This window comes from Kitasatospora sp. NPDC030952 (assembly GCF_055571335.1).
The window spans coordinates 919,431-940,442 of record NZ_JBVIFM010000001.1; the positions used below are offsets into that span (position 1 = coordinate 919,431).

Sequence of the window (21,012 nt, forward strand, 5' to 3'; positions counted from 1 at the left end):
GCGGCGGCACCGGACGCCGACCAGTACCGGGCAATCCCGCCGGGCGCTGGATGACGAGTGACGGATCAGGGCGCCGCCCTGGTGGGAAGTGCGGGAGGACCAGGTGAGTGGAGCCACGGGTGCTGCGGGAGGACCCTCCGGCGGCCGTCCGGGCGCGCAGGGCGGGGGGTCGTACGGCGTGCCGGGGCAGCCGCCGACCGAGCACTCGGCCGCGTCCACCTCGCTGATGCCGCCGGTCGGCGGAGCGGGTCAGGCCGGTGCGACCTACGGGGGCCAGACCCCGCCCCCGTCCGGCAGCCCGGCTGCCGGACAGAGCGGCTTCTCGCAGCCGACCACGTACGCCAAGGGCCAGCCGACCCCGCCCCGGGGCACCCGGACCGGCGGCAACACCCCGCCCGGCGGCACCCCGGTGCCCGGCGCGCCGCGCCGCCCCGCCGGCGGCCCCGCGACCGTCGGCGGCGGCCTCGGCCGGACCCGCAAGGCCCGGCTGCGGGTGACCAAGGTCGACCCGTGGTCGGTGATGAAGGTCAGCTTCCTGCTGTCGCTGGCCGTCGGCATCATCATCATCGTGGCCTCGGCCGTGCTGTGGATGACGCTGGACTCGCTCGGCGTCTTCGACTCGCTGACCAAGACGCTCAAGGACGTCACCGGCGGCGGCGCGGACAACGCCAGCAGCCAGCTCAACCTGATGGACTACATCGGCTTCGGCCAGGTCATGATGTTCACCACGCTGATCGCCGTGGTCGACGTCGTCCTGCTGACCGCGCTGTCCACGCTCTCCGCGTTCATCTACAACGCGGCGGCCGGCTTCACCGGCGGCGTCGAGCTGACCCTGGCCGAGGAGGACTGATCCCGGCCGGATCCTGACCCCAGGTCAGTTCGCTGTCCGCAGACGGAATGTACGGGCCCCGCAGGCTGTTGCAGCCTGCGGGGCCCGTCGGCATTCGGGTGACACCGGCAGCCCGCGGCGTGCCGCCCGGAAACGGGCCGCCCGCGGTGGGATTAGCTGGACGCCGCCCGTTCCCGCCCCTGGGAGTGCCGCAGGCCGCCCCGGTCGGTCGACCGGGTCAGGAGAGGTTCCACAGGACGGCTGGACGGAGGCGCGCGGTGGCGAAGCTCGCAGGTCAACTGGTCGAGGCCCTGGAAGGGCTGTTGGGCATCCCGATCCCGTTGCGGGTGCAGACCTGGGACGGCAGCGTCGCCGGGCCGCCCGGAGCGCCCACCGTGGTCCTGCGCAACCGCCGGGCGCTGCGCCGGCTGGTCTGGCAGCCCAACGAGCTGGGCCTGGCCCGGGCCTACGTCGCGGGGGACCTGGACCTCGCCCCCGGCACCGACCTGTACGAGACGCTCTCCGCGGTCGCCCGCTTCGCCGAGCTGCCGGAGATCCGCACCATGGCCCTCGGGCCGCGCGAGGTGCTCGGCGCCGACGGCCGCCGGGTGCTCGCCGCCGTCCTCCGGGCCGGGGCGGTCGGCCCTGAGCCCACCCCGCCCCCGGAGGAGGTCCGGCGGGCCCAGGGGCGGCTGCACAGCCGCGGCCGGGACCGCGCGGCCATCAGCCACCACTACGACGTCGGGAACGACTTCTACGGCCTCGTGCTGGGCTCCTCGATGGTCTACTCGTGCGCCTACTGGACGCCCGAGGCGAAGAGCCTGGAGGCCGCCCAGGAGGCCAAGCTCGACCTGATCTGCCGCAAGCTCGGCCTGCGGCCCGGGATGCGGCTGCTGGACGTCGGCTGCGGCTGGGGCTCGCTGCTGCTGCACGCGGCCGAGCACTACGGGGTCACCGCGGTGGGCGTCTCGATCTCCAAGGAGCAGGTCGCGCTGGCCCGGGCCCGGATCGAGGAGGCCGGCCTGGCCGACCGGGTCGAGGTCCGGCTCCAGGACTACCGGGAGATCACCGACGGCCCCTTCGACGCGATCTCCAGCGTCGGCATGGCCGAGCACGTCGGCGAGGAGCAGTACCGGGTCTACGCCGACGGCCTGTACCGGCTGCTGGCCCCCGGCGGCCGGCTGCTCAACCACCAGATCGCCCGCCGCCCCGACCACCCGGGGGAGCCGCACCGCACCAGCCCGTTCATCGACCGCTACGTCTTCCCCGACGGCGAGCTCTCCCCGGTCGGGTCCACCGTGGCGCGGCTGGAGGAGGCCGGCTTCGAGGTCCGGGACGTCGAGGCGCTGCGCGAGCACTACGGGCTGACCCTGCGCGAGTGGGTGGCCAACCTCGAGGCGCACTGGACGGAGGCGGTCCGGCTGGTCGGCCTCGGCCGGGCCCGGGTCTGGCGGCTGTACATGGCCGCCTCCGCGCTGGCCTTCGAGCAGAACCGGATCGGCGTCAACCAGGTCCTGGCCGTCCGCAGCACCGAGGAGGGCGGATCGGGCCTGCCGCCGACCCGCGAGGAGTGGCTGGTGCGCCCTGCCGCCGAGGTCATCGCCGCGACCCCGGCCGGAACGGATTTGGGGGATCGGCGGTCGGTCCGCTAATCTTTCAGTGCGGCAAGGGCCTATAGCTCAGACGGTTAGAGCGCTTCCCTGATAAGGAAGAGGCCACAGGTTCAAGTCCTGTTAGGCCCACCACCGCGAAGGGCCCGGAGTGATCACTCCGGGCCCTTCGGCGTTTTCGCGGATCGGGCGGCTTCCGGTACGCTCTGGTGTGCAGCGAGGGCCTATAGCTCAGACGGTTAGAGCGCTTCCCTGATAAGGAAGAGGCCACAGGTTCAAGTCCTGTTAGGCCCACCGCCCCGAAGGGCCCGGAGTGATCACTCCGGGCCCTTCGGCGTTCCCCGGTGGACCGGCTCCGACGAGGGCTTCCCGGGCGGACCGCGTGCGGACGATCCGTACGACAGGAGGTGCGGCGTCAATCCTCGGACCGGACCGCCGGGTTGACGGCACCGGTGGCTGGTCACGATTGGGACACCGGTGTGTATCATCGGCCGCAAGGGCAGTCTGGCACCCGGCAGCCCGTTCGCGCTCGAAACACATCTGGACTCGTCGGCCCGGTCAGTCCGGCCGGAGCACCGGCTCTTGAGTCCGCCAACGCAAGAAGGACGAGGTCCCGCGGTGAAGAAGCTCCTCCTGGTCGCCCTGGTCGCCCTCGGCGGCTTCTTTGTCTACCGTCAGGTCCAGGCGGACCGCGCCGAGCAGGACCTGTGGACCGAGGCCACCGACCCGGTTCCGGCCGGTCGCTGAGCCCCTGGCGATCACACGATCGACGGTCTTCGGAGGCGCTGACCGCGCCTCCCGAACCGGTCGGCCCGTTCCTTCGATCGGACCGGCCGGTTCCCCCAGGGGGACGGCTCTCGGAATCACGCCGGAACCCGGTACGCTAGTGCCCGTTGGCACGCGCCGTGCCGTCGAGGGGCATTAGCTCAGTTGGTAGAGCGCTGCCTTTGCAAGGCAGATGTCAGGAGTTCGAGTCTCCTATGCTCCACAGCGCCTGAACGGCGGTCGACCTGTTCTCCAGGTCGGCCGCCGTTCGGCGTTTCCGGGCCCGCGCTAGGACTGCGGGCGGTCGTCGTCGGACGGCTCCGCGGATCCGGCCGCGTCCTCGGGGGTGACGCCGTTCACCGGGGCGGCGGTCGCGCCGGCCGGCTGGGGCGACTGCGGGGCCGGTGGCTCGACCAGCCACTCCGGGTTGCTGTGCCGGCGCCACCACTGCCAGGCGACCAGGCCGCCGCCGACGGCCAGCACCCCGACCACCACGAGGCCGGTGGACCAGCCGCCGCACCGCTGCCGCCGCTTCGCGTTCCGGGCGGCCAGTTCGCTGATCTCGGCCGAGCTGACATTGCCGTGGAGGGCGGTCAGCGCGGCGGCGCCGCGGGACTGGGCCTCGTGCGCGACCGGGGAGACCGCCGCGCGGGCCTCCTCGACCGCCAGGGCGACCCTGGGGCCGACCGTGGTGCGGGCCTGGTCGGCCGCGCGGGCGGCGGAGAGGCGGGCCGCCAGGGCGGCCTCCTGGGCCCGGTGGAGGGCCTTCAGGGCGTTCTCCTGGGCCTCCGGCGGCAGGCTGGCGAAGGCGTGGCCGAACTGCGGGGCGAGGTGCTTGTCGTAGTGGACACGGAGGTGGTGGGCGGCCTGGTTGGCCTTGGGGCCGAGGGCGTCCAGGGCGGGCCCGAGGCGCTGTTTGGCGCCGTCCGCGAACTGTGCGGCGGTGTCCCGGGTCCTGGTGGCGGTGTCACGGGCCGAGTCCGAAAAGCTCACGAGTCTCTCCTCCTGGGTGGCGTCCTATATGCACATATCCACCTGAATGCTGATCATGCATGCCGATTTGTCCACCGGCACGCCGAGATGGGCCGTACGCGGGGTTCGCGGGGAGGGCCGGGGGTGGAAGGCCGGCCGTCGGGGCGGGGCGCCGCAGTAGGCTGGCGGCTTCGGTGACCGGGCAGGGAAGGGGAAGCCGCTGATGCTCCCGGACGAGCCGCGACCGTCCACGGACCGCGCCCCCGAGGCCGAGCCGCCCGGCTGCTACCGGCACCCGCGGACGACCACCGGGATCTCCTGCACCCGGTGCGAACGGCCGATCTGCCCCCAGTGCATGGTGGCCGCCTCGGTGGGCTTCCAGTGCCCCGAGTGCGTCGGCGAGGGGCACGCCGGTGCGCGGCGGGCGACCACCCGGTTCGGCGGGGCGCCGAGCCTGGACGGCGGGCTGGTGACCCGGGTGCTGGTCGGGATCAACCTGGTCGTCTGGGTGCTGGCCGCCTATGTGCTCGTCCCGCGCCTGGGCGAGGTCTGGGCCCTGGTCAGCGCCGGGCGGGCGCACGCCGGCGGCCCGTACGGGGTCGCGGACGGCCCGGGGCAGTGGTACCGGCTGCTGACCGCCACCTTCCTGCACCTCCAGTGGTGGCACATCGGGCTGAACATGCTGGTGCTGCTCTGGCTCGGCCCGCCGCTGGAGGAGGCGCTCGGCCGGCTGCGCTTCCTGGCCCTCTACCTGCTGGCCGGCCTGGGCGGCAGCACCTTCACCTTCCTGGTGGCCGGCGACTGGGTGAACTCGTTCGGTGCCTCGGGGGCGGTCTTCGGCCTGATCGGCGCCACGATCCTGATGCAGTTGCGGGACCGCGGCCCGCTGGCCCCGGCGGTGGCCTTCCTGGTCTTCAACCTGGTGGTCACCTTCTCCGGGGCGAGGGGCGGCCCGGGGGGCGTCGGGCCGAGCATCGACTGGCGGGCGCACATCGGCGGGCTGGTGATCGGCGTCCTGGTCGCTTTCGGCCTGATGTACGCCCCGCGCGAGCGCCGTGGCGTGGTCCAGGCGCTGACGCTGGTCGGGGCGCTGGCCCTGGAGGCGGGGCTGCTGCTGGCCGGGACGGCCCTCTACGGCGCCTGACGACCCCGGACGTTTGTCCACAGCGGGTGGGGGGTTGTGCACAGGCTGTGCGCCGACCCGGCTGTGGACTGTTGTTCTACGCGTGTCCTGCTGTGCGATTCCCGCCCGTCCGGGAGGTTGTGCACAGCTGTGGACGGTCCGGAGCGGGAAAGTTATCCACAGGCTGTGGGGACTTTTCCCCAGTGTGGATAACCATGTGGATAAGCCTGACGGTGTGATGGTCGGACGGTCTGATGGCGGGCGGCCGACCGTGCCGCGACCCGGATCCGGGCACGCCGAACCGCCGCTCCGGGACCCGCGATCCGGAGCGGCGGACATGGCCCGAAATCGAGCCTCAGGACGCGGGTGGCGTCACTTCCACTGGGTGGAGACGCCGAACCCGGCCGCGATGAAGCCGAAGCCGACCAGGATGTTCCAGTTCCGCCAGCTCTCGACCGGGTAGCTGCCGCTCGTCACGTAGTACGTGACGATCCAGACCAGGCCGATGAGGAACAGTGCCAGCATCAGCGGCGCGACCCAACTACGGCCCGAGCTGATCTTCACCACGGCCGTGGTCGGCGGGGTGTAGTCGGACTTCTTGCGGAGTCGAGACTTCGGCACGAGGAGCTCTCCTGTCGATGCGCTGTGAGACCGCGCAGAGGTGCAGCGGGTTGAGAGCCGACGGACGGACGTGGAGAGCGCTCTGGGACCGCTCCCCCGGCTGCCACCGGCGTCCGTTAGCGTAGTGGCTCGGCGGGTCTCAAGGAGATAAGGGTACGGTGACTAATTTGTCGATTCCCCCCGGGAAGGCCGTTACCCGCCGCTCCGGCACCCGAAATGTCGGACGTGCCCTGACCTGCGCCGTGTTCGCGCTCGCCGGTCTGCTCTTCTACATCAGCGCCCAGACCGCCCGCGGCACCGACCTCCGGACCGACAACTCGCTGCTGAGCCTCGGCGACGTGATCCGCCAGCGCAGCTCGCAGAACCAGCAGGCGCAGGCCCAGCTGGCCGACCTCCAGGCCCGCGCGCAGCAGCTCACCGAGCAGCAGGGCCACGACCCCGCCGACGCGGCCCAGCTGGACGGCCTGCGGCTCGGCGCGGCCCTGGAGCCGCTGCAGGGCGGCGGACTGACCGTCGCCCTCAACGACGCCCCGCCGAACGCCACCGCGCGCATCCCCGGCGTCCCCGAGCCCGGCGTCAACGACCTGGTCATCCACCAGCAGGACATCCAGGCCGTGGTCAACGCGCTGTGGCGGGGCGGCGCGGCGGGCGTACAGGTGATGGACCAGCGGCTGGTCTCCACCAGCGCCGTGCGCTGCGTCGGCAACACCCTGCTGCTCCAGGGCCGGGTCTACTCCCCGCCGTACGTGGTCAAGGCGGTGGGGAAGACGGACGCCCTGCGGTCGGCCGTCGAGGCGGACCCGACGATCCGCAACTACCTGCAGTACGTCCAGGCGTACGGCCTGGGCTGGAAGGTCCAGGAGAGCGGGGACCTGACCCTGCCCGGATACTCCGGCACCACCGAACTGCGCTCGGCGGGCGGACAGCAGTAGCGGCAAGGGCGGACCGGCCTCACGGCCGTTGATCCCGGGTCTACTCTTGACCCCAGTCCGCTACCTCGAGGGAGCACCATGTACGGCTGGATCTGGCGTCACCTGCCGGGGAACACCCTGGTCCGGGCCGTCATCTCGCTGCTCCTGATCCTGGGGATCGTCTACCTCCTCTTCACCTACGTCTTCCCGTGGGCGGAACCGCTGCTCCCCTTCGGCGACGTCACAGTGGACGGCGGCGACGGCGCCTCGGCCGGCTGACCGGCGGGCCCGGAACTTCCCCCCAGCACCGCATCCCACGGAGACCACGCGCGCATGACCACCCAGTCGACCCCGCCCCGCATCCTGGTCGTGGACAACTACGACAGCTTCGTCTTCAACCTGGTCCAGTACCTGTACCAGCTCGGTGCCACCTGCGAGGTGGTGCGCAACGACGAGGTGACCGTCGAGCACGCCGTCCGCCGTGCGGGGGAGGAGGGCTTCGACGGGGTGCTGCTCTCCCCCGGGCCCGGATCGCCCGAGGAGGCCGGGGTCTGCGTCGAGATGGTGCACCACTGCGCGGGGATCGGGCTGCCGGTGTTCGGCGTCTGCCTGGGCCTGCAGTCGATCGCGGTCGCCTACGGCGCGGTGGTCGGCCGGGCGCCGGAGCTGCTGCACGGCAAGACCTCGCCGGTCGAGCACGAGGACGGCGGGGTGTTCGAGGGCCTGCCCTCGCCGCTGACCGCGACCCGCTACCACTCGCTGGCCGTCGACCCGGCCACCGTGCCGGACGAGCTGGTGGTCACCGCCCGGACCGCGAGCGGCGTGATCATGGGCCTGCGGCACCGTGAACTGCTCGTCGAGGGCGTGCAGTTCCACCCCGAGTCGGTACTGACCGAGGGCGGGCACCGGATGCTCGCCAACTGGCTGGCGGAGTGCGGCTTCCCGCAGGCCGTGGACCGGTCGGCCGGGCTCGCCCCGGTGATCGGCCGGGGCTGAGCGGCGTGACCGCGGTGCGCCCGGAGGGGCGTTACCAGCCGGAGGCCGGCCCGTACGGTGGCCCGCAGCCGTACGACGGCGTCCAGCGGCAGGGTGGCCCGCAGTACGGCACCCGGCAGCCCGCCGCCCAGCAGTACGGCGCTCCGCAGTACGGTGCCCCGCAGCCCGGCGGGCCGTACCCGCAGGAGCAGCCGGTCCAGGGGGCGCCCGAGGACGGCTGGGGCGTGTACGAGCAGGCCGAGCAGCCCGTCGAGGGCGGGCCCGAGTACCCGTGGCTCCCTGACCAGACCCTCCAGCTGCGGCTGCCCGCCGACGGCGGCGAGCCGCCCGCCGAGGCCGTCCCGGCCACCGGCGGCCGGGCCGAGCGCCGCCGGGCCGCCCAGGGCCGGACCTCGGTCCGTGCGGGCGGCGGCCGGCGCCGGGCGAAGGGCCGGGGCGCCGGTGGCGCCCGCCCGAAGGAGTCCGCGGTGGTGGTGGCCGCCCGCTTCGTCGGCGAGGCGTGCATCACCTTCGGCCTGGTGATGCTGCTGTTCGTGGCGTACCAGCTGTGGTGGACAAACGTGCAGGCCGACGCCGCCGCCAACAGCGCCCGGGACCAGCTGGAGCAGCAGTTCGACGCCCAGCCGCCCGGCGCGGGCCAGCCCGCCGCGGATCCGAACAAGCCGGAGGCGTTCGCCCCCGGCAAGGGCTTCGCCATCATCTACCTGCCCAAGCTGGGGCTGAAGTTCCCGATCGCCGAGGGCACCGACAAGGCGGCGGTGCTCGACAAGGGCCTGGTCGGCCACTACCCCGGCACCGCGATGCCCGGCGACCAGGCGGGCAACTTCGCGCTGGCCGCCCATCGCAACACCCACGGCGAGCCGTTCCGCTACATCAACGAGCTCGGCAAGGGCGACAAGGTCGTCGTCGAGACCGCCGCCGGGTACTACACCTACGAGATCACCGGGGGAATCCCGCAGACCCCGCCCAGCAACGTGAGCGTGATCAAGCCGGTGCCGAACGGCTCCGGGTACACCGGCCCCGGCCGGTACATCACGCTGACCACCTGCACCCCCGAGTTCACCTCCAAGTACCGCCTCATCCTCTTTGGCAAGATGACCGAGGAGCGACCGCGCAGTCAGGGCAAGCCGGCCGCGATCACGGGCGGGTAGCCGCCCGGAGGCCCGGTTTCGGAGGGGGAGCAGCGCAGATGCAGGACGACGGGACCGCGCGGTCGGCCGATCCGGAGGGGGAGGCCTTCCCTCCGCCCGAACGGGCGGTGCGGAAGGGCCGGAGCCGGGCGCTGGCCGCGCTCGGCGTCTTCGGCGAGCTGCTGATCACCCTGGGCCTGGTGCTCGGCCTGTTCGTGGCCTACTCGCTGTGGTGGACCAACGTGCAGGCGGACCGCTCCGCGGCGGACGCCTCGGACAAGCTGCGCGGCTCCTGGGCGGCCGGTCCGACCCCCGGCCCCACGGGCGCCGCCGCCGGGCCGGGCGGCGCCGTCGCGCCGCCCGCGATCGGGGACGACGTTGGCTTCCTGCACGTCCCGGCGATGGGCCGGGACTTCCAGGTGCTGATCCGGATGGGCACCTCCACCGACGTCCTGGACGAGGGCGTGGCGGGCGTGTACGAGCAGCCCTACAAGGCCGCGATGCCGTGGGACCAGGCGGGCAACTTCGCGCTGGCCGCCCACCGGGACGGCCACGGCGCCAAGTTCCACGACCTGGACGCCGTCCACAAGGGCGCCGCGATCGTGGTCGAGACCAAGGACAAGTGGTACGTCTACAAGGTCGACAACACCCTGCCGGAGACGTCCAAGTACGACACCGGCATCGTCGCGCCCGTCCCGGTCGGCTCCGGCTACACCGCCCCCGGCCGCTACATCACCCTGACCACCTGCACGCCGGTGTACACCTCGCGGTACCGGATGGCCGTCTGGGGGAGCCTGGTGCGGGTGGACGTCATGGACGCCAAGCGGACCCCGCCGCCGGAGCTGCGCTGACCCGCGGCACCCCCGGTGAAAGGCCCGAGGGCCCGTCGCGATCACCGCGACGGGCCCTCGGGCCTTTCACCGTCCCTGCTCCCCGGCTCAGAACCAGGGGAAGAAGGGCTTAGTTGTTGCCCCCTTTGCCGGGGGGTGTGGTGTTGGAGTCGCCCCCTTTGGCCGGATCGGCCGGCCGGGTCATCAGCTGCACCTGGGTGTTCGGGTCCAGCTGGGTGCCGGCGCCGGGGATGCTCTGGACGACGATCGCGTTCGGGTCCTGCGGGCCGGCGACCACGGTGTACAGCAGGCCGACCTTGGACAGCGCGGCGATGGCGTCCGACAGCTTCTGGTTCTGCATCGGCGGGACCTGCGGCTTGTCCTGCGCCTTGAAGATCGTCAGCGAGATCTTCGTGTTGGCCGGGACCTTGGTGTTCGGCGCGACCGACTGCGAGGCGACGGTGTTGACCTTGGTCGGGTCGGTGGTCGGCGTGGTCTTCGAGGTGTCGACCTGGAAGCCGAGGCCCTGCAGGGTGGTCGTCGCGTCGTCCTTCTGCGCGCCGGTCACGCTCGGGACGCTCACCTTGGTCTTGCCCTGGGAGATCGTCAGCTTGACCGGGGCGCTGGGGTCGGCGGGGGTGCCGGCCGCCGGGTCCTGGGCGAGGACGGTGTCCTGCGGGGCGGTGTCGTCGTCCTTGTAGTCGGGCGTGGCGACGTTGGTGAAGCCGGCCGCCGTCAGGGCCTGCATCGCCTGGTCCTTGGTCTTGCCGGTCAGGGTCGGCATCTGGGTCTTGGCCGGACCGGACGAGACCTGGACGGTGATGTGGGCGTCCTCGGAGACCGAGGTGCCCGCCGTCGGGGTCTGGGTGCAGACCTGGTCCTTCTTGATGTTGGTGTCCGGGCAGGCGATCTTGTCGCCCTCGGTGACCACGAGCTTGGAGCCGGCCGCGGCCGCGGCGGTCTTGGCGTCCGCCAGGCTCTTGCCGACCAGGTTCGGCGCCGTGACCTTCGCGGCGTCCTTGGTGCCCTTGTCGCTGAACATCGCCTGGGCCACGAAGAAGGTGCCGACCAGGACCAGCACGGCGGCCACCGCCAGCACGATCCAGGAGGTGTTGCTCTTCTTCTGCCGGTCGTCGGCGCGTCGGCCGCCGCCCTGGCCGTAGCCGTCGTCGTAGCCGTCGTGGCCGCCCGCGCCACCGGCGGAGGTCTGGCCGTAGCCGTCGTTCTGGTAGCCGGAGGCCTGCGGCAGCATGGTGGTCGGGCCGCCGGGCTGCTGCGGCAGCACGTTGGTCTGGCCGTACGGGTCGTGCTGCTGCGGGTAGCCGTTCTGGTCGTAGCCGTACCCGGCGGCGCCCATGCCGTAGGCGGCGGCCTGCTGGGCGGCGGCGACCGGGAGGCCGTCGAGGAAGCGCTCGATGTCGTCGCGCATCTCGTCGGCGCTCTGGTACCGGTAGTCGCGGTCCTTGGCGAGTGCCTTGAGCACGATCGCGTCGATCTCGGGCCGCACCTCGGGGTCGAAGACCGACGGCGGCTGCGGCTCCTCCCGGACGTGCTGGTAGGCGACCGCGACGGGGGAGTCGCCGACGAACGGCGGGCGGACGGTCAGCAGCTCGTAGAGCAGGCAGCCGGTGGAGTAGAGATCGGAGCGGGCGTCGACCTGCTCGCCCTTGGCCTGCTCGGGGGAGAGGTACTGGGCGGTGCCGATCACGGCCGAGGTCTGGGTCATGGTCATCCCGGCGTCGCCCATCGCCCGGGCGATGCCGAAGTCCATGACCTTGACGTTGCCCTGCCGGGTCAGCATCACGTTGGCCGGCTTGATGTCGCGGTGCACGATGCCGGCCCGGTGCGAGTACTCCAGGGCCTGGAGGATGCCGATGGTCATCTCCAGCGCCCGCTCGGGCAGCAGCCGGCGGCCGGAGTGCAGCAGCTCGCGCAGGGTCGAACCCTCGACGTACTCCATCACGATGTACGGGATGGAGATTCCGTCGATGTAGTCCTCGCCGGTGTCGTACACGGCGACGATCGCGGGGTGGTTCAGGGACGCCGCCGACTGTGCCTCGCGACGGAAGCGGGCCTGGAACGACGGATCCCGGGCCATGTCGGCCCGGAGCGTCTTCACTGCGACGGAACGGCCGAGCCGGGTGTCATGGCCGAGGTACACCTCGGCCATGCCGCCGCGTCCGAGGACGCCGCCGAGCTCGTACCTGCCGCCGAGGCGACGAGGCTCATCCATAGTTCCGACCCTCTCCCTCACCCGCCGGTGAGGTTGTGACGTAGGTGTCCCCGCACGCTCTGGGTGACGCCGCGCGGGCCGTGACCGGTTCTCCGGCCGGGCCGTGCGCCGTCTCGCGGGCGGCAACGGGCACACCCGCTGCTGGCGGATACGCTACCGGTCGCACCGCACCGGACCGGAGTCAGCCGTCGGCCGATATCAGACCGGTATCCGAACCGGGGTGCCGATCGTGACATTCACCTCACCCACGCCCCTACTTGCCGAGCGCGGCCTGCATCACCGCCTTGGCGATCGGGGCCGCCAGGCGGCCGCCGCTGATGCCGTCGCGGTTCTGGGAACCGTCCTCGACCACCACCGCGACCGCGACCGACTGGCCGTCCGGGGTCTTGGCCCAGGAGGTGAACCAGGCGAACGGCAGACCGGCGTTGTCCTCGCCGTGCTGGGCGGTGCCGGTCTTGCCGCCGACCTGGAGGCCGGGGATCTTGGCGTTGGTACCGGTGCCGTTCTCGACCACCGAGACCATCAGGTCCTGCATCTTCTGCGCGGTGGCCGGGCTCATCGGCTGGGAGAACTGCTTCTCGGTGTGCTTGGAGATGGTGGTCAGCGAGGCCGAGCGCTCCTGGTCGACCAGGTACGGCTGCATCAGGCTGCCGTTGTTGGCGATCGCCGCGGAGACCATGGCCATCTGGAGCGGGGTGGCGCGGGTGTCGTGCTGGCCGATCGAGTCCTGGGCGGTGCCGTCCAGGCTGGGGCTGTCCGGGAAGATGCTCTTCTCGGAGCGGACGGGCGTGTCGATCGTGCTGTTGAAGCCGAACTTCTCGGCCTGCGCGCGCATCTTGTCCTTGCCGAGGTCCGCGCCCATCTTGGCGAAGACCGTGTTGCAGGACTGGTCCATCCCGGCCTTGACGGTGGCGTTCCCGCAGCGCTCGTTGGGGCTCTCGTTCCTCAGCTCGAACTTGGTCCCGGGCAGGATGTACGGGTCCGGGGTGTCCGTGGCGTCGTCGATGCTCTGGTACTTGCCGTTCTCGAACGCGGCGGTGGCGGTGACCAGCTTGAAGGTCGAGCCGGGCGGATAGGTCTCCTTCAGTGCCCGGTTGAGCATCGGCTTGTTCGGGTCCGCGTTGAGGTCCGTCCAGGCCTTGGAGTCGGACGAGTCGCCGCCGGCGAAGCTGCCCGGGTCGTAGGACGGGGTGGAGACCAGCGCCAGGATCGCGCCGGTCTTCGGGTCGAGCGCGACCACCGCGCCCTTCTTGGTGCCGAGGCCGTCGAAGGCGGCCTTCTGCGCCTTGGCGTTGATGGTGGTGAGGACGTCGCCGCCGCGCTTCTGCTCGCCGGTCAGCATGTCCAGGGTGTTGCGGAAGAACAGCCGGTCGTCGGTGCCCGAGAGGATGCCGTCCTCCAGGTTCTCCAACTGGGTGGAGCCGTACGCCTGGGAGGAGTAGCCGGTCACCGGGGCGTACATCGGGCCGTCGACCCAGGAGCGCTTGTACTTGTAGCGCAGGCCGTTCACGAAGTCGGAGTTCGTCACCGGCTGGCCGCTGACGATGATGTTGCCGCGCGGGTGGGCGTAGCGGTCGTACAGCTGGCGCTTGTTGTTCTTGTTGGAGGCCCAGGAGTCGGCCTGGACGCCCTGCACCCAGTTGGTGCGGGCCATCAGGGCCAGGATCAGCACGAGGCAGAAGATCGAGACCCGTCGGATCGGCTTGTTCATCGGGCGGGTCCTCCCTGGCCCTCGGTGGCCGGGGCCGGTTCGACCCCGGGTCGGCGCGCGCTGTCGCTGATCTTCAGCAGGATCGCGACCAGCGCCCAGTTGGCGACCACGGACGAACCGCCCTGCGCGAGGAACGGCATGGTCATCCCGGTCAGCGGGATCAGCCCGGTGACCCCGCCGGCCACGACGAAGACCTGCAGCGCCATCGCCGAGGAGAGCCCGACGGCGAACAGCTTGCCGAAGGGGTCGCGGGCGGCCAGCGCGGTGCGCAGGCCGCGCTGCACCAGCAGGGCGTACAGCAGGAAGATCGCCATCAGGCCGGTGAGCCCGAGCTCCTCGCCGAAGGAGCCCAGGATGAAGTCGCTCTTGGCGGCGAAGTTGATCAGCCAGGAACGGCCCTGGCCGAGGCCGGAGCCGGTCACCCCGCCGGAGCCGAGCGCCATCAGCGACTGGCCGATCTGCTCGGTCGCACCCTTGGGCGGGTTCGGCGAGAAGGCGGCCATCGGGTCCAGCCAGGCGTCGATCCGGACCTTGACGTGGCTGGTGGTGGTGGCGACCGCGACCGCGCCGCCGACCGACATCAGCAGGCCGAACAGGATCCAGCTGGTCCGCTCGGTGGCGACGTAGAGCATCACCACGAACAGGCCGAAGAACAGGAAGGACGTGCCGAGGTCGTTCTCGAAGACCAGGATCAGCAGGCTCAGCAGCCAGATCACGATGATCGGGCCGAGGTCGCGGCCGCGCGGCAGGTAGAGGCCCATGAAGCGGCGGCTGGCCAGCGCCAGGGCGTCCCGCTTGACCATCAGGTAGCCGGCGAAGAACACGGTCAGGATGATCTTGGCGAACTCGCCGGGCTGGATCGAGAAGCCGCCCAGCCGGATCCAGATCTTCGCGCCGAAGTCCTCCGCCCGGGCCGGGAAGAAGGCCGGCGCGGCGAGCAGCACCAGCGCCACCACCATCGAGATGTAGGTGTAGCGCTGGAGCACCCGGTGGTCCTTCAGGAAGACCATCACCCCGATGAACAGGGTGACCCCGAGAGCGGACCAGACCAGCTGGTTGCGGGCCGCCGGGAAGTTGCCGCTGAGCAGGTGGCCCGCCTTGTCCAGCCGCCAGATCATCACCACGCCCAGCCCGTTCAGCAGGGTGGCGATCGGCAGCATCAGCGGGTCCGCGTACGGCGCGAAGCGGCGCACCAGCAGGTGCGCGACCAGCGCCAGCGCGCCCATGCCCAGGCCGTAGCCGAGCATCCCGGCCGGGATCCGGCCGTCCATCGCCAGGCCCACGTTGGCGTACGCCAGGATCGGCAGCAGGACCGCGAAGACCAGCAGGGCCAGCTCGGTGTTGCGCCGGTTCGGTGCGCCCTGGAGCGAGATGGTGGTGTTGCCGCGCCGCCGCGGCATGACGCGCTCGGCCGACGCCCGGCGGCGACCGCCGGCGCGGCCGGTGTCGCCGCTCAGGTTGTAGCTGCTCACGTGGTGACCGCTCCCTGACGGCCGGCCGGCCCGCTCCGGGCGGGCCTATGTCGGATCACGGACGTCACGGTTTCGGGCAGGACTCGGCCCGGCTGCGCTCGTCGTCACTCAGCGGGGGCTGGGCCTGCTCGGTCGGGGCGGCCGCCGGCGGGGTGGCGTTCTGGGTCGGGGCGGAGGTGGCCGGGGCGGTCGGGGTCGGCGAGGTGGTCGGCGCCGCCGAGGCCGTGTTGCGGGGCTTCTCCCGCTCGCCCGGGGTGGTCGGGGTGGCGGCCACGAACGCGGTCTTGGCGGCCTGGGTGCCCTGCGGGGCCGCGCCGTTCCCGGTGGGGACGGTGGCGGCCTTCTGGCACAGCTTGGCCCAGTCCACCAGGCCGGTCATGGTCTTCTCGGCGTCCTGCAGGCTGCCGACCGAGATGGTCCGGTTCACCTGGGCGCGCTGGTCCTGGGGCAGCCACTTCAGCGGGGCGTCGCTGTGCGACTCGTGCACCGAGGACAGGCTCAGCCCGGCCAGGTTCTGGTTGACGCCCTGGTAGATGGCGACGTGGTCGCCGTCCTCGCCGATGTAGTACTGGTCCTGGGTCCACTGGTAGCCGAAGTACCCGGCGCCGCCGAGCAGGCCGAGGGTGACCAGGACGGCCAGCGAGACGGTCAGGCCCCGGCGCTTGCGCTTGGGGGGCTGCTCCCCGTCGAACTCCTCGGCGCCGTACACCGACGGCTCGGCGGGGTAGCCGTAGCCGCCCTCGCCCTCGCCCTCGTAGCCCTCGGCGGGGCCGAAGCCGCCCTGGGCGGCGCCGTAGCCGCCCTCGTAGCCCTCCGCCGGGCCGAAGGTGCCCTGCGGGCCGCGGCCCAGCCCGGCGGCGCGGCCGGCCGGGGTGTCCGCGATGGAGTGGTCGGCGGCGGCCGAGGACGGCGGGGTCTCGGCGACCGCGCCGACCACCACCGGGACGTCGTTGAACTGGCCGCTGGCGGTGTCCGTGGCGCCGACGTCGATGACGTCCGCCACGATGCAGGTGATGTTGTCCGGACCGCCGCCGCGCAGGGCGAGCTGGATCAGCTCCTGCACGGTCTGCTCGGGCGAGTAGTAGCTGCCCAGGGTGTCCTGGAGGGTCTGGTGGCTGACCGGGCCGGAGAGGCCGTCGGAGCAGATCAGGTAGCGGTCGCCGGCCCGGACCTCGCGGATCGACAGGTCGGGCTCGACCTGGCCGCGGCCGTCCAGGGCCCGCATCAGCAGCGAGCGCTGGGGGTGGGTCTCGGCCTCCTCGGGCGTGATCCGGCCCTCATCGACCAGGCGCTGCACCCAGGTGTGGTCCTGGGTGATCTGCACCAGCGAGCCGTCGCGCAGCAGGTAGGCGCGGGAGTCGCCGACGTGCACCAGGCCCATCCGCTGGCCGGTCCAGAGCATGGCCGTCAGGGTGCAGCCCATGCCCTCCAGCTGCGGGTCCTCCTCGACCATCTGCCGGAGCCGGTCGTTGGCGCCCTGGACGGCGTCGCCCAGCAGGGTCAGCAGGTCGGCGCCCGGCACGTCCTCGTCCAGCCGGACGATCGAGCCGAGCACCTCGGAGGACGCGACCTCGCCGGCCGCGGCGCCGCCCATGCCGTCGGCCACGGCCAGCAGCCGCGGCCCGGCGTAGCCGGAGTCCTCGTTCCCCTCCCGGATCAGTCCCTTGTGGGAGCCGGCGGCGAAGCGCAGCACCAGGGTCATGCGACCTGTGCCCCCCTCTGGGTCATGGACGGGATGCTGTCCCTCATGCGCTACTACTTCCGCAGTTCGATGACGGTCCTGCCGATACGGATCGGCGTGCCCGGCTGGAGCGGAGTGGGCGCGGTCAGGCGCTGCCGGTCCAGATAGGTGCCGTTGGTGGAGCCTAGATCCTCGACCGTCCACTGCCCAGTCTGATCCGGATAGATCCTGGCATGCCGGGAGGACGCGTAGTCGTCGTCCAGCACGATGGTCGAGTCATGCGCGCGGCCCAGCGTGATGGTCTGGCCCTGCAGCGCGACCGTGGTCCCGGCCAGCGAGCCCTGGACGACCACGAGCTGGGTCGGGCCGCCGCGGCGGCGACCGCCGCCCTGGGTCTGGCCCGCTCCGGCGTTGCCGGGGGCGGGTGCCGCGGGACGTCCGGGTGCCGTGGCGGTCGCCGCCGCGGCACCGCTGGACGCGGCGCCGGAGTTGGCACCGCGACGGGAGCTGCGGGGGTTCACCTTGGTGCCGAACAGGTCGCTGCGGATCACCTGGATCGCGACGATGACGAACAGCCACAACACGGCCAGGAAGCCCAGCCGCATGACCGTGAGGGTCAGCTCTGACATGACCGTCCCGCCAGTCGGTGAGCGAGGCGCGCGAACAACTCGGACACTACCCTTCGACCTGCCGGTAGACGATGGTGGTGGAGCCCACGACGATTCGGGAGCCGTCGCGGAGCGTAGCGCGCTGGGTGTGCTGTCCGTCCACCACGATGCCGTTGGTGGAACCCAGGTCGAGGACCATCGCCGGGGTGCCGGGGCGGATCTCGGCGTGCTTGCGGGAGACCCCGGGGTCGTCGATGCGCACGTCCGCCTCGGTCGAGCGCCCGAGCACGCAGGCCGCGCCGGTGATCTGGTGGCGGGAGCCGTTCACCTCGATCCAGCGGCGGACCGAGGCGCCGTGGCCGGCGCCCGGGAGGTTCCGGACGTTGCCGCCGGCCGGCGGGCCCGGGGGCATCGCGGGGGGTGCGGGTGGCGGCGGGGGCGCGCCGTACTGCCCGGCGCCGCCCTGCTGCCACGGTGCGCCGGGGGCCGGTGCGGCGGGCTGGCGGTCGTAGCCGGGCTGCTGCGGGGCGTACTGCTGGGGCTCCTCGGCCGCCAGGGTGCGGCTGCGCACCCGGTACAGGCCGGTGTCCAGGTCGTCGGCCTTCTCCAGGTTCACCTGGAGCGGGCCCATGAAGGTGTACCGCTGGGCCTCGGCGTACTCGCGGACCATGCCGGCCAGCTCGGTGCCGAGCTGCCCCGAGTAGGGGCTGAGCCGCTCGTGGTCGTGCGGGCTGAGCTCGACGATGAAGTCGTTCGGCACGACGGTGCGGTCGCGGTTCCAGATGCTCGCGTTGTTGTCGCACTCGCGCTGCAGAGCGCCGGCGATCTCCACGGGCTGGACCTCGGACTTGAACACCTTGGCGAAGGTGCCGTTGACGAGACCCTCCAGCCGCTGCTCGAACTTCTTCATCATCCCCATGGGGCACCCCCTTCCAGGGTTCGTTCGCCTGCCTGCCGACCCGCCTCCTCCGAGGAGTGGTCCTCCGGGGAGTCGGTCGTGCCTACTTGCGGTACTTCCGTACTGATCGTATCCACGCCCGGCCCTTCCGTACGGTTCCCGGACCGCGTGGTGCCGGGGGTGGGCTCGGACACACAGGGTGACGCATTTCGGGTACGGCACGCCAGGTGTGCCCGTCGGAGCCGTCCGCCGCCCTTCGCTCGTGCGTTCGTCGCCCGCCTGTTCGGAGGCGGTCGGTCTCCCCGGGAAACGGATTCGGAGCCGCCCCCCAGGTCGTGCTACTGTTTTCCACGTCGGAAGGGCCGCCCGGAAGGGAGCCGGACCGGGGAAGCGCGAAGGACCACATGGTACCGAGCGGATCCGCGGAACGGACGGCAGCGAAGACAACACCCATGCGCGGGTGGCGGAATAGGCAGACGCGCTGGATTCAGGTTCCAGTGCCCGAAAGGGCGTGGGGGTTCAACTCCCCCCTCGCGCACAGCGAAGCCCCCCAGATCTTCGGATCTGGGGGGCTTTCTCGTTGTCCCGGCCCGCTCCGGACCCCCGCTCCGGCCCGGCCGGGCCCGGTCAGGAGCGGGAGGCGGGGAGTTCGGCGCGGACCTCGAAGCCGCCGTCCTGGGTGGGGCCGGCGGTCAGGGTGCCGCCCAGCAGCTGGGCGCGCTCGCGCAGGCCGACCAGGCCGTGGCCGCCGCCCGGCAGGGTCTCGGCCGGGTGGACCGGGGGCGCCTCGTTGCGGACCTCGACCCGCAGCCGGCGGCCCTTCGCCCGGACCTTCACGTGCACCGTCGCCGCCGGGGCGTACTTGGTGATGTTGGTGAGCGCCTCCTGGACGGTGCGGTAGGCGGCCCGTTCGACCGCCTCCGGCCACGGACGGTCACCGGGGTTGAGTTCGGTGTCGGCGGCCAGTCCGCTCTCCTCGATCAGCCGGGGCAGGTCGGCCAGCCGGGGCTGCGGGGCGAGCGGGGCGTCCGGGAGCGGGCGGCCGGTGCCGCGCAGCACCCCGACCATCTGGCGCAACTCGTCCAGGGTCCGGACGGACAGTTCGCGGATGGTGCGGGCGACCGTCGCGGCGGCCGGGTCGGCGGTGCTCACCTGGAGCGCCCCGGCCTGGATGCTGATCAGGCTGACCTGGTGCGAGACCACGTCGTGCATCTCCCGGGCCAGCCGGCCGCGCTCGCTGATCAGCACCCGTTCGGCGAGCAGCCGGCTCTCCCGCTCCTGGCCGCGGGTCAGCTCGTCCAGGCGGGCGGCCAGCTCCCGCCGGGTGCGGGAGAGCAGGCCGGTGGCGGCCGGGCCGGCGGACAGCATCACGGCCTGGATGGCGTCCAGGGCGGTGCTCCGGCTGAGATCGATGATCGGGGTCGGCAGCGGCCAGTGGAAGAAGGAGACGAGGGTGAACAGGGTCGCGCAGGGGACCAGCACCCGGGGGCCGGGGCGCTCGGTGGCCACCGTGTAGACCGCGGTGATCGGGGCCAGCCAGATCTGCTCGACCCAGGAGCCGGGCATGGTGAGCAGCAGCACCGCCACCGGGAAGCGGCGGCGCCAGAACAGCGCGACGGCGGCCAGCGTGGAGAGCGCCATCTGCCACCAGGTGGCGTCCCGGGCCACCAGCGCGGCGTCCAGCAGGGAGTAGAGGACGGGCAGCAGCAGCATCAGCCAGGGGGCGGTGCACCAGGCCGGCAGCCGTCGGGACGGCAACTGGTCGGCGGTCGTCATGCCCCGTCGCCGGGCTTGGGCCGCACCAGGCCGGCCCGGTGGGCGAGCACGGCGGCCTGCACCCGGTTGGCGGCGCCGAGCTTGCCGAGGATCGCGCTGATGTGGTCCTTGACCGTGCCGGTGCCCAGGAAGAGCCGGTCGGCGATCTCGGCGTTGGACAGGCCCTCGCCGAGCAGCGCGAGCACGTCCAGCTCCCGGCCGGTCAGGGTGCGGGCCAGCGCGGTGGCCTCGGCGTCCGGGCCGCCGCCGTCCACGTAGCCGCCGATGACGGTGCGGGTGACGGTCGGGGAGAGGATGTTGCCGCCCGCCGCGAGCACCCGGACGGCGTGCACCAGCTGCTCGGGGGCGGTGTCCTTGAGCAGGAAACCGGTCGCCCCGGCCCGTAGCGCGGTGCCGATGTACTCGTCGGTGTCGAAGGTGGTGAGCATCGCCACGGCCGGCGGGTCCGGCAGGGCGCGCAGGCGGCGCAGCACCGAGATGCCGTCGAGGTCGGGCATCCGGATGTCGAGCAGCACCACGTGCGGGCGCAGGCGCTGGACGTGCTCCTCGGCCTGCCCGCCGGAGCAGTCGCCGACCACCTCCAGGTCTGGGGCGGAACCGACGATCAGGCCTAGGCCCGAGCGGACCAGGATCTCGTCGTCGACGATCAGCACGCGGGTGGTGGTGATGGGTGCCTCCTCGGTTCGGGCGGCCGGGTTCGGTCGGTCCACGGGGGTCGCTTTGAGAGTAGGGGTAGGGAGGGCGGGCCGCCGAACCCATGACGGGTACGAACCCCCGCCGTTCGGCGGGGGTGGGAATCCGCTACCCGGTTCACGCAATTCTCAGGAATGGTGCGGAACCATGGAG

Annotated in this window: 19 protein-coding genes and 4 tRNA genes; 13 read left to right on the forward strand and 10 right to left on the reverse strand. The window is 72.2% G+C overall.

Annotated features, from left to right (window positions below):
• Positions 1-103 precede the first annotated feature (103 nt).
• The 6 genes from ACZ47G_RS04245 (at position 104) to ACZ47G_RS04270 (ending at position 3,427) form a co-directional block, all read left to right on the forward strand.
• A complete protein-coding gene (locus tag ACZ47G_RS04245) occupies positions 104-850 on the forward strand; it encodes a DUF3566 domain-containing protein (protein WP_465739881.1) in 747 nt (248 codons plus the stop codon).
• A gap of 257 nt (positions 851-1,107) precedes the next feature.
• The gene (locus ACZ47G_RS04250) at positions 1,108-2,481 is read left to right on the forward strand and encodes a class I SAM-dependent methyltransferase (protein WP_465739882.1); all 1,374 of its coding nucleotides are present in this window, start codon (positions 1,108-1,110) and stop codon (positions 2,479-2,481) included.
• Positions 2,482-2,497: 16 nt separating this feature from the next.
• Positions 2,498-2,574, forward strand: a tRNA-Ile gene (locus ACZ47G_RS04255).
• Between the two features lie 85 nt (positions 2,575-2,659).
• Positions 2,660-2,733 (forward strand) — tRNA-Ile (locus ACZ47G_RS04260).
• A gap of 324 nt (positions 2,734-3,057) precedes the next feature.
• The gene (locus ACZ47G_RS04265; RefSeq protein WP_014137031.1) at positions 3,058-3,186 is read left to right on the forward strand and encodes a DLW-39 family protein; all 129 of its coding nucleotides are present in this window, start codon (positions 3,058-3,060) and stop codon (positions 3,184-3,186) included.
• Between the two features lie 168 nt (positions 3,187-3,354).
• A tRNA-Ala gene (locus tag ACZ47G_RS04270) sits at positions 3,355-3,427 on the forward strand.
• A 65-nt stretch (positions 3,428-3,492) separates the two neighbouring features.
• Here ACZ47G_RS04270 and ACZ47G_RS04275 read toward each other — a convergent pair.
• Positions 3,493-4,197, reverse strand: a complete 705-nt coding sequence (locus ACZ47G_RS04275; protein ID WP_465739883.1) for a DUF5324 family protein — start codon at positions 4,195-4,197, stop codon at positions 3,493-3,495.
• Between the two features lie 202 nt (positions 4,198-4,399).
• Between ACZ47G_RS04275 and ACZ47G_RS04280 the strand changes: the two genes are divergently transcribed.
• Positions 4,400-5,320: a rhomboid family intramembrane serine protease gene (locus ACZ47G_RS04280; RefSeq protein ID WP_465739884.1), complete on the forward strand. Its 921-nt coding sequence runs from the start codon at positions 4,400-4,402 to the stop codon at positions 5,318-5,320.
• A gap of 351 nt (positions 5,321-5,671) precedes the next feature.
• On the opposite strand, the gene crgA is transcribed toward ACZ47G_RS04280, so the two are convergent.
• A complete protein-coding gene (crgA, locus tag ACZ47G_RS04285) occupies positions 5,672-5,920 on the reverse strand; it encodes a cell division protein CrgA (RefSeq protein WP_188303014.1) in 249 nt (82 codons plus the stop codon).
• A gap of 167 nt (positions 5,921-6,087) precedes the next feature.
• On the opposite strand from crgA, the gene ACZ47G_RS04290 reads away from it, so the two are divergent.
• The 5 genes from ACZ47G_RS04290 (at position 6,088) to ACZ47G_RS04310 (ending at position 9,808) form a co-directional block, all read left to right on the forward strand.
• On the forward strand, positions 6,088-6,852 hold the full coding sequence (locus ACZ47G_RS04290) for a DUF881 domain-containing protein (RefSeq protein WP_465739886.1): 765 nt from the start codon (positions 6,088-6,090) through the stop codon (positions 6,850-6,852).
• A gap of 78 nt (positions 6,853-6,930) precedes the next feature.
• A complete protein-coding gene (locus tag ACZ47G_RS04295; RefSeq protein WP_030278236.1) occupies positions 6,931-7,110 on the forward strand; it encodes a hypothetical protein in 180 nt (59 codons plus the stop codon).
• Positions 7,111-7,164: 54 nt separating this feature from the next.
• On the forward strand, positions 7,165-7,827 hold the full coding sequence (locus ACZ47G_RS04300) for an aminodeoxychorismate/anthranilate synthase component II (RefSeq protein WP_380461668.1): 663 nt from the start codon (positions 7,165-7,167) through the stop codon (positions 7,825-7,827).
• Positions 7,828-7,832: 5 nt separating this feature from the next.
• Positions 7,833-8,978 carry a class E sortase gene (locus ACZ47G_RS04305; RefSeq protein WP_465739887.1) on the forward strand — a complete coding sequence of 382 codons (1,146 nt, stop codon included), beginning with the start codon at positions 7,833-7,835 and terminating at the stop codon, positions 8,976-8,978.
• Positions 8,979-9,016: 38 nt separating this feature from the next.
• Positions 9,017-9,808, forward strand: coding sequence for a class E sortase (locus ACZ47G_RS04310; protein ID WP_465739889.1), 792 nt, complete (start codon positions 9,017-9,019; stop codon positions 9,806-9,808).
• A 109-nt stretch (positions 9,809-9,917) separates the two neighbouring features.
• Here ACZ47G_RS04310 and pknB read toward each other — a convergent pair whose 3' ends face one another.
• From pknB to ACZ47G_RS04340, 6 genes are all read right to left on the reverse strand, one after another.
• Positions 9,918-12,020, reverse strand: coding sequence for a Stk1 family PASTA domain-containing Ser/Thr kinase (pknB, locus tag ACZ47G_RS04315; protein ID WP_465739890.1), 2,103 nt, complete (start codon positions 12,018-12,020; stop codon positions 9,918-9,920).
• 253 nt (positions 12,021-12,273) lie between these two features.
• On the reverse strand, positions 12,274-13,731 hold the full coding sequence (locus tag ACZ47G_RS04320; RefSeq protein ID WP_465739892.1) for a peptidoglycan D,D-transpeptidase FtsI family protein: 1,458 nt from the start codon (positions 13,729-13,731) through the stop codon (positions 12,274-12,276).
• Positions 13,728-15,131, reverse strand: a complete 1,404-nt coding sequence (locus tag ACZ47G_RS04325; protein WP_380462268.1) for an FtsW/RodA/SpoVE family cell cycle protein — start codon at positions 15,129-15,131, stop codon at positions 13,728-13,730. Before ACZ47G_RS04325 ends, ACZ47G_RS04320 begins: the two co-directional genes overlap by 4 nt.
• Before the next feature lie 136 nt (positions 15,132-15,267).
• Positions 15,268-16,905: a PP2C family protein-serine/threonine phosphatase gene (locus tag ACZ47G_RS04330; RefSeq protein ID WP_465739894.1), complete on the reverse strand. Its 1,638-nt coding sequence runs from the start codon at positions 16,903-16,905 to the stop codon at positions 15,268-15,270.
• Between the two features lie 53 nt (positions 16,906-16,958).
• Positions 16,959-17,513 (reverse strand): FHA domain-containing protein FhaB/FipA, encoded by a 555-nt coding sequence (locus tag ACZ47G_RS04335; protein WP_465739895.1) that lies wholly within the window; start codon positions 17,511-17,513, stop codon positions 16,959-16,961.
• A 46-nt stretch (positions 17,514-17,559) separates the two neighbouring features.
• Positions 17,560-18,411 (reverse strand): FhaA domain-containing protein, encoded by an 852-nt coding sequence (locus ACZ47G_RS04340; protein WP_380462263.1) that lies wholly within the window; start codon positions 18,409-18,411, stop codon positions 17,560-17,562.
• A 433-nt stretch (positions 18,412-18,844) separates the two neighbouring features.
• Between ACZ47G_RS04340 and ACZ47G_RS04345 the strand changes: the two genes are divergently transcribed.
• Positions 18,845-18,928 (forward strand) — tRNA-Leu (locus tag ACZ47G_RS04345).
• A gap of 89 nt (positions 18,929-19,017) precedes the next feature.
• Here ACZ47G_RS04345 and ACZ47G_RS04350 read toward each other — a convergent pair.
• Entirely contained in the window at positions 19,018-20,166 is a 1,149-nt protein-coding gene (locus tag ACZ47G_RS04350; protein ID WP_465739896.1) for a sensor histidine kinase, read from the reverse strand.
• On the reverse strand, positions 20,163-20,876 hold the full coding sequence (locus tag ACZ47G_RS04355) for a response regulator (RefSeq protein ID WP_465739897.1): 714 nt from the start codon (positions 20,874-20,876) through the stop codon (positions 20,163-20,165). The genes ACZ47G_RS04350 and ACZ47G_RS04355 overlap by 4 nt, the downstream gene beginning before the upstream one ends.
• Positions 20,877-21,012: the final 136 nt, after the last annotated feature.

Coding starts and splice junctions, on each gene's coding strand:
- ACZ47G_RS04280 (WP_465739884.1), top strand. CDS start 4,400: ATGCTCCCGGACGAGCCGCGACCGTCCACGGACCGCGCCCCCGAGGCC.
- ACZ47G_RS04295 (WP_030278236.1), top strand. CDS start 6,931: ATGTACGGCTGGATCTGGCGTCACCTGCCGGGGAACACCCTGGTCCGG.
- ACZ47G_RS04300 (WP_380461668.1), top strand. CDS start 7,165: ATGACCACCCAGTCGACCCCGCCCCGCATCCTGGTCGTGGACAACTAC.
- ACZ47G_RS04310 (WP_465739889.1), top strand. CDS start 9,017: ATGCAGGACGACGGGACCGCGCGGTCGGCCGATCCGGAGGGGGAGGCC.
- pknB (WP_465739890.1), bottom strand. CDS start 12,020: ATGGATGAGCCTCGTCGCCTCGGCGGCAGGTACGAGCTCGGCGGCGTC.
- ACZ47G_RS04320 (WP_465739892.1), bottom strand. CDS start 13,731: ATGAACAAGCCGATCCGACGGGTCTCGATCTTCTGCCTCGTGCTGATC.
- ACZ47G_RS04325 (WP_380462268.1), bottom strand. CDS start 15,131: ATGCCGCGGCGGCGCGGCAACACCACCATCTCGCTCCAGGGCGCACCG.
- ACZ47G_RS04330 (WP_465739894.1), bottom strand. CDS start 16,905: ATGACCCTGGTGCTGCGCTTCGCCGCCGGCTCCCACAAGGGACTGATC.
- ACZ47G_RS04335 (WP_465739895.1), bottom strand. CDS start 17,513: ATGTCAGAGCTGACCCTCACGGTCATGCGGCTGGGCTTCCTGGCCGTG.
- ACZ47G_RS04340 (WP_380462263.1), bottom strand. CDS start 18,411: ATGGGGATGATGAAGAAGTTCGAGCAGCGGCTGGAGGGTCTCGTCAAC.
- ACZ47G_RS04350 (WP_465739896.1), bottom strand. CDS start 20,166: ATGACGACCGCCGACCAGTTGCCGTCCCGACGGCTGCCGGCCTGGTGC.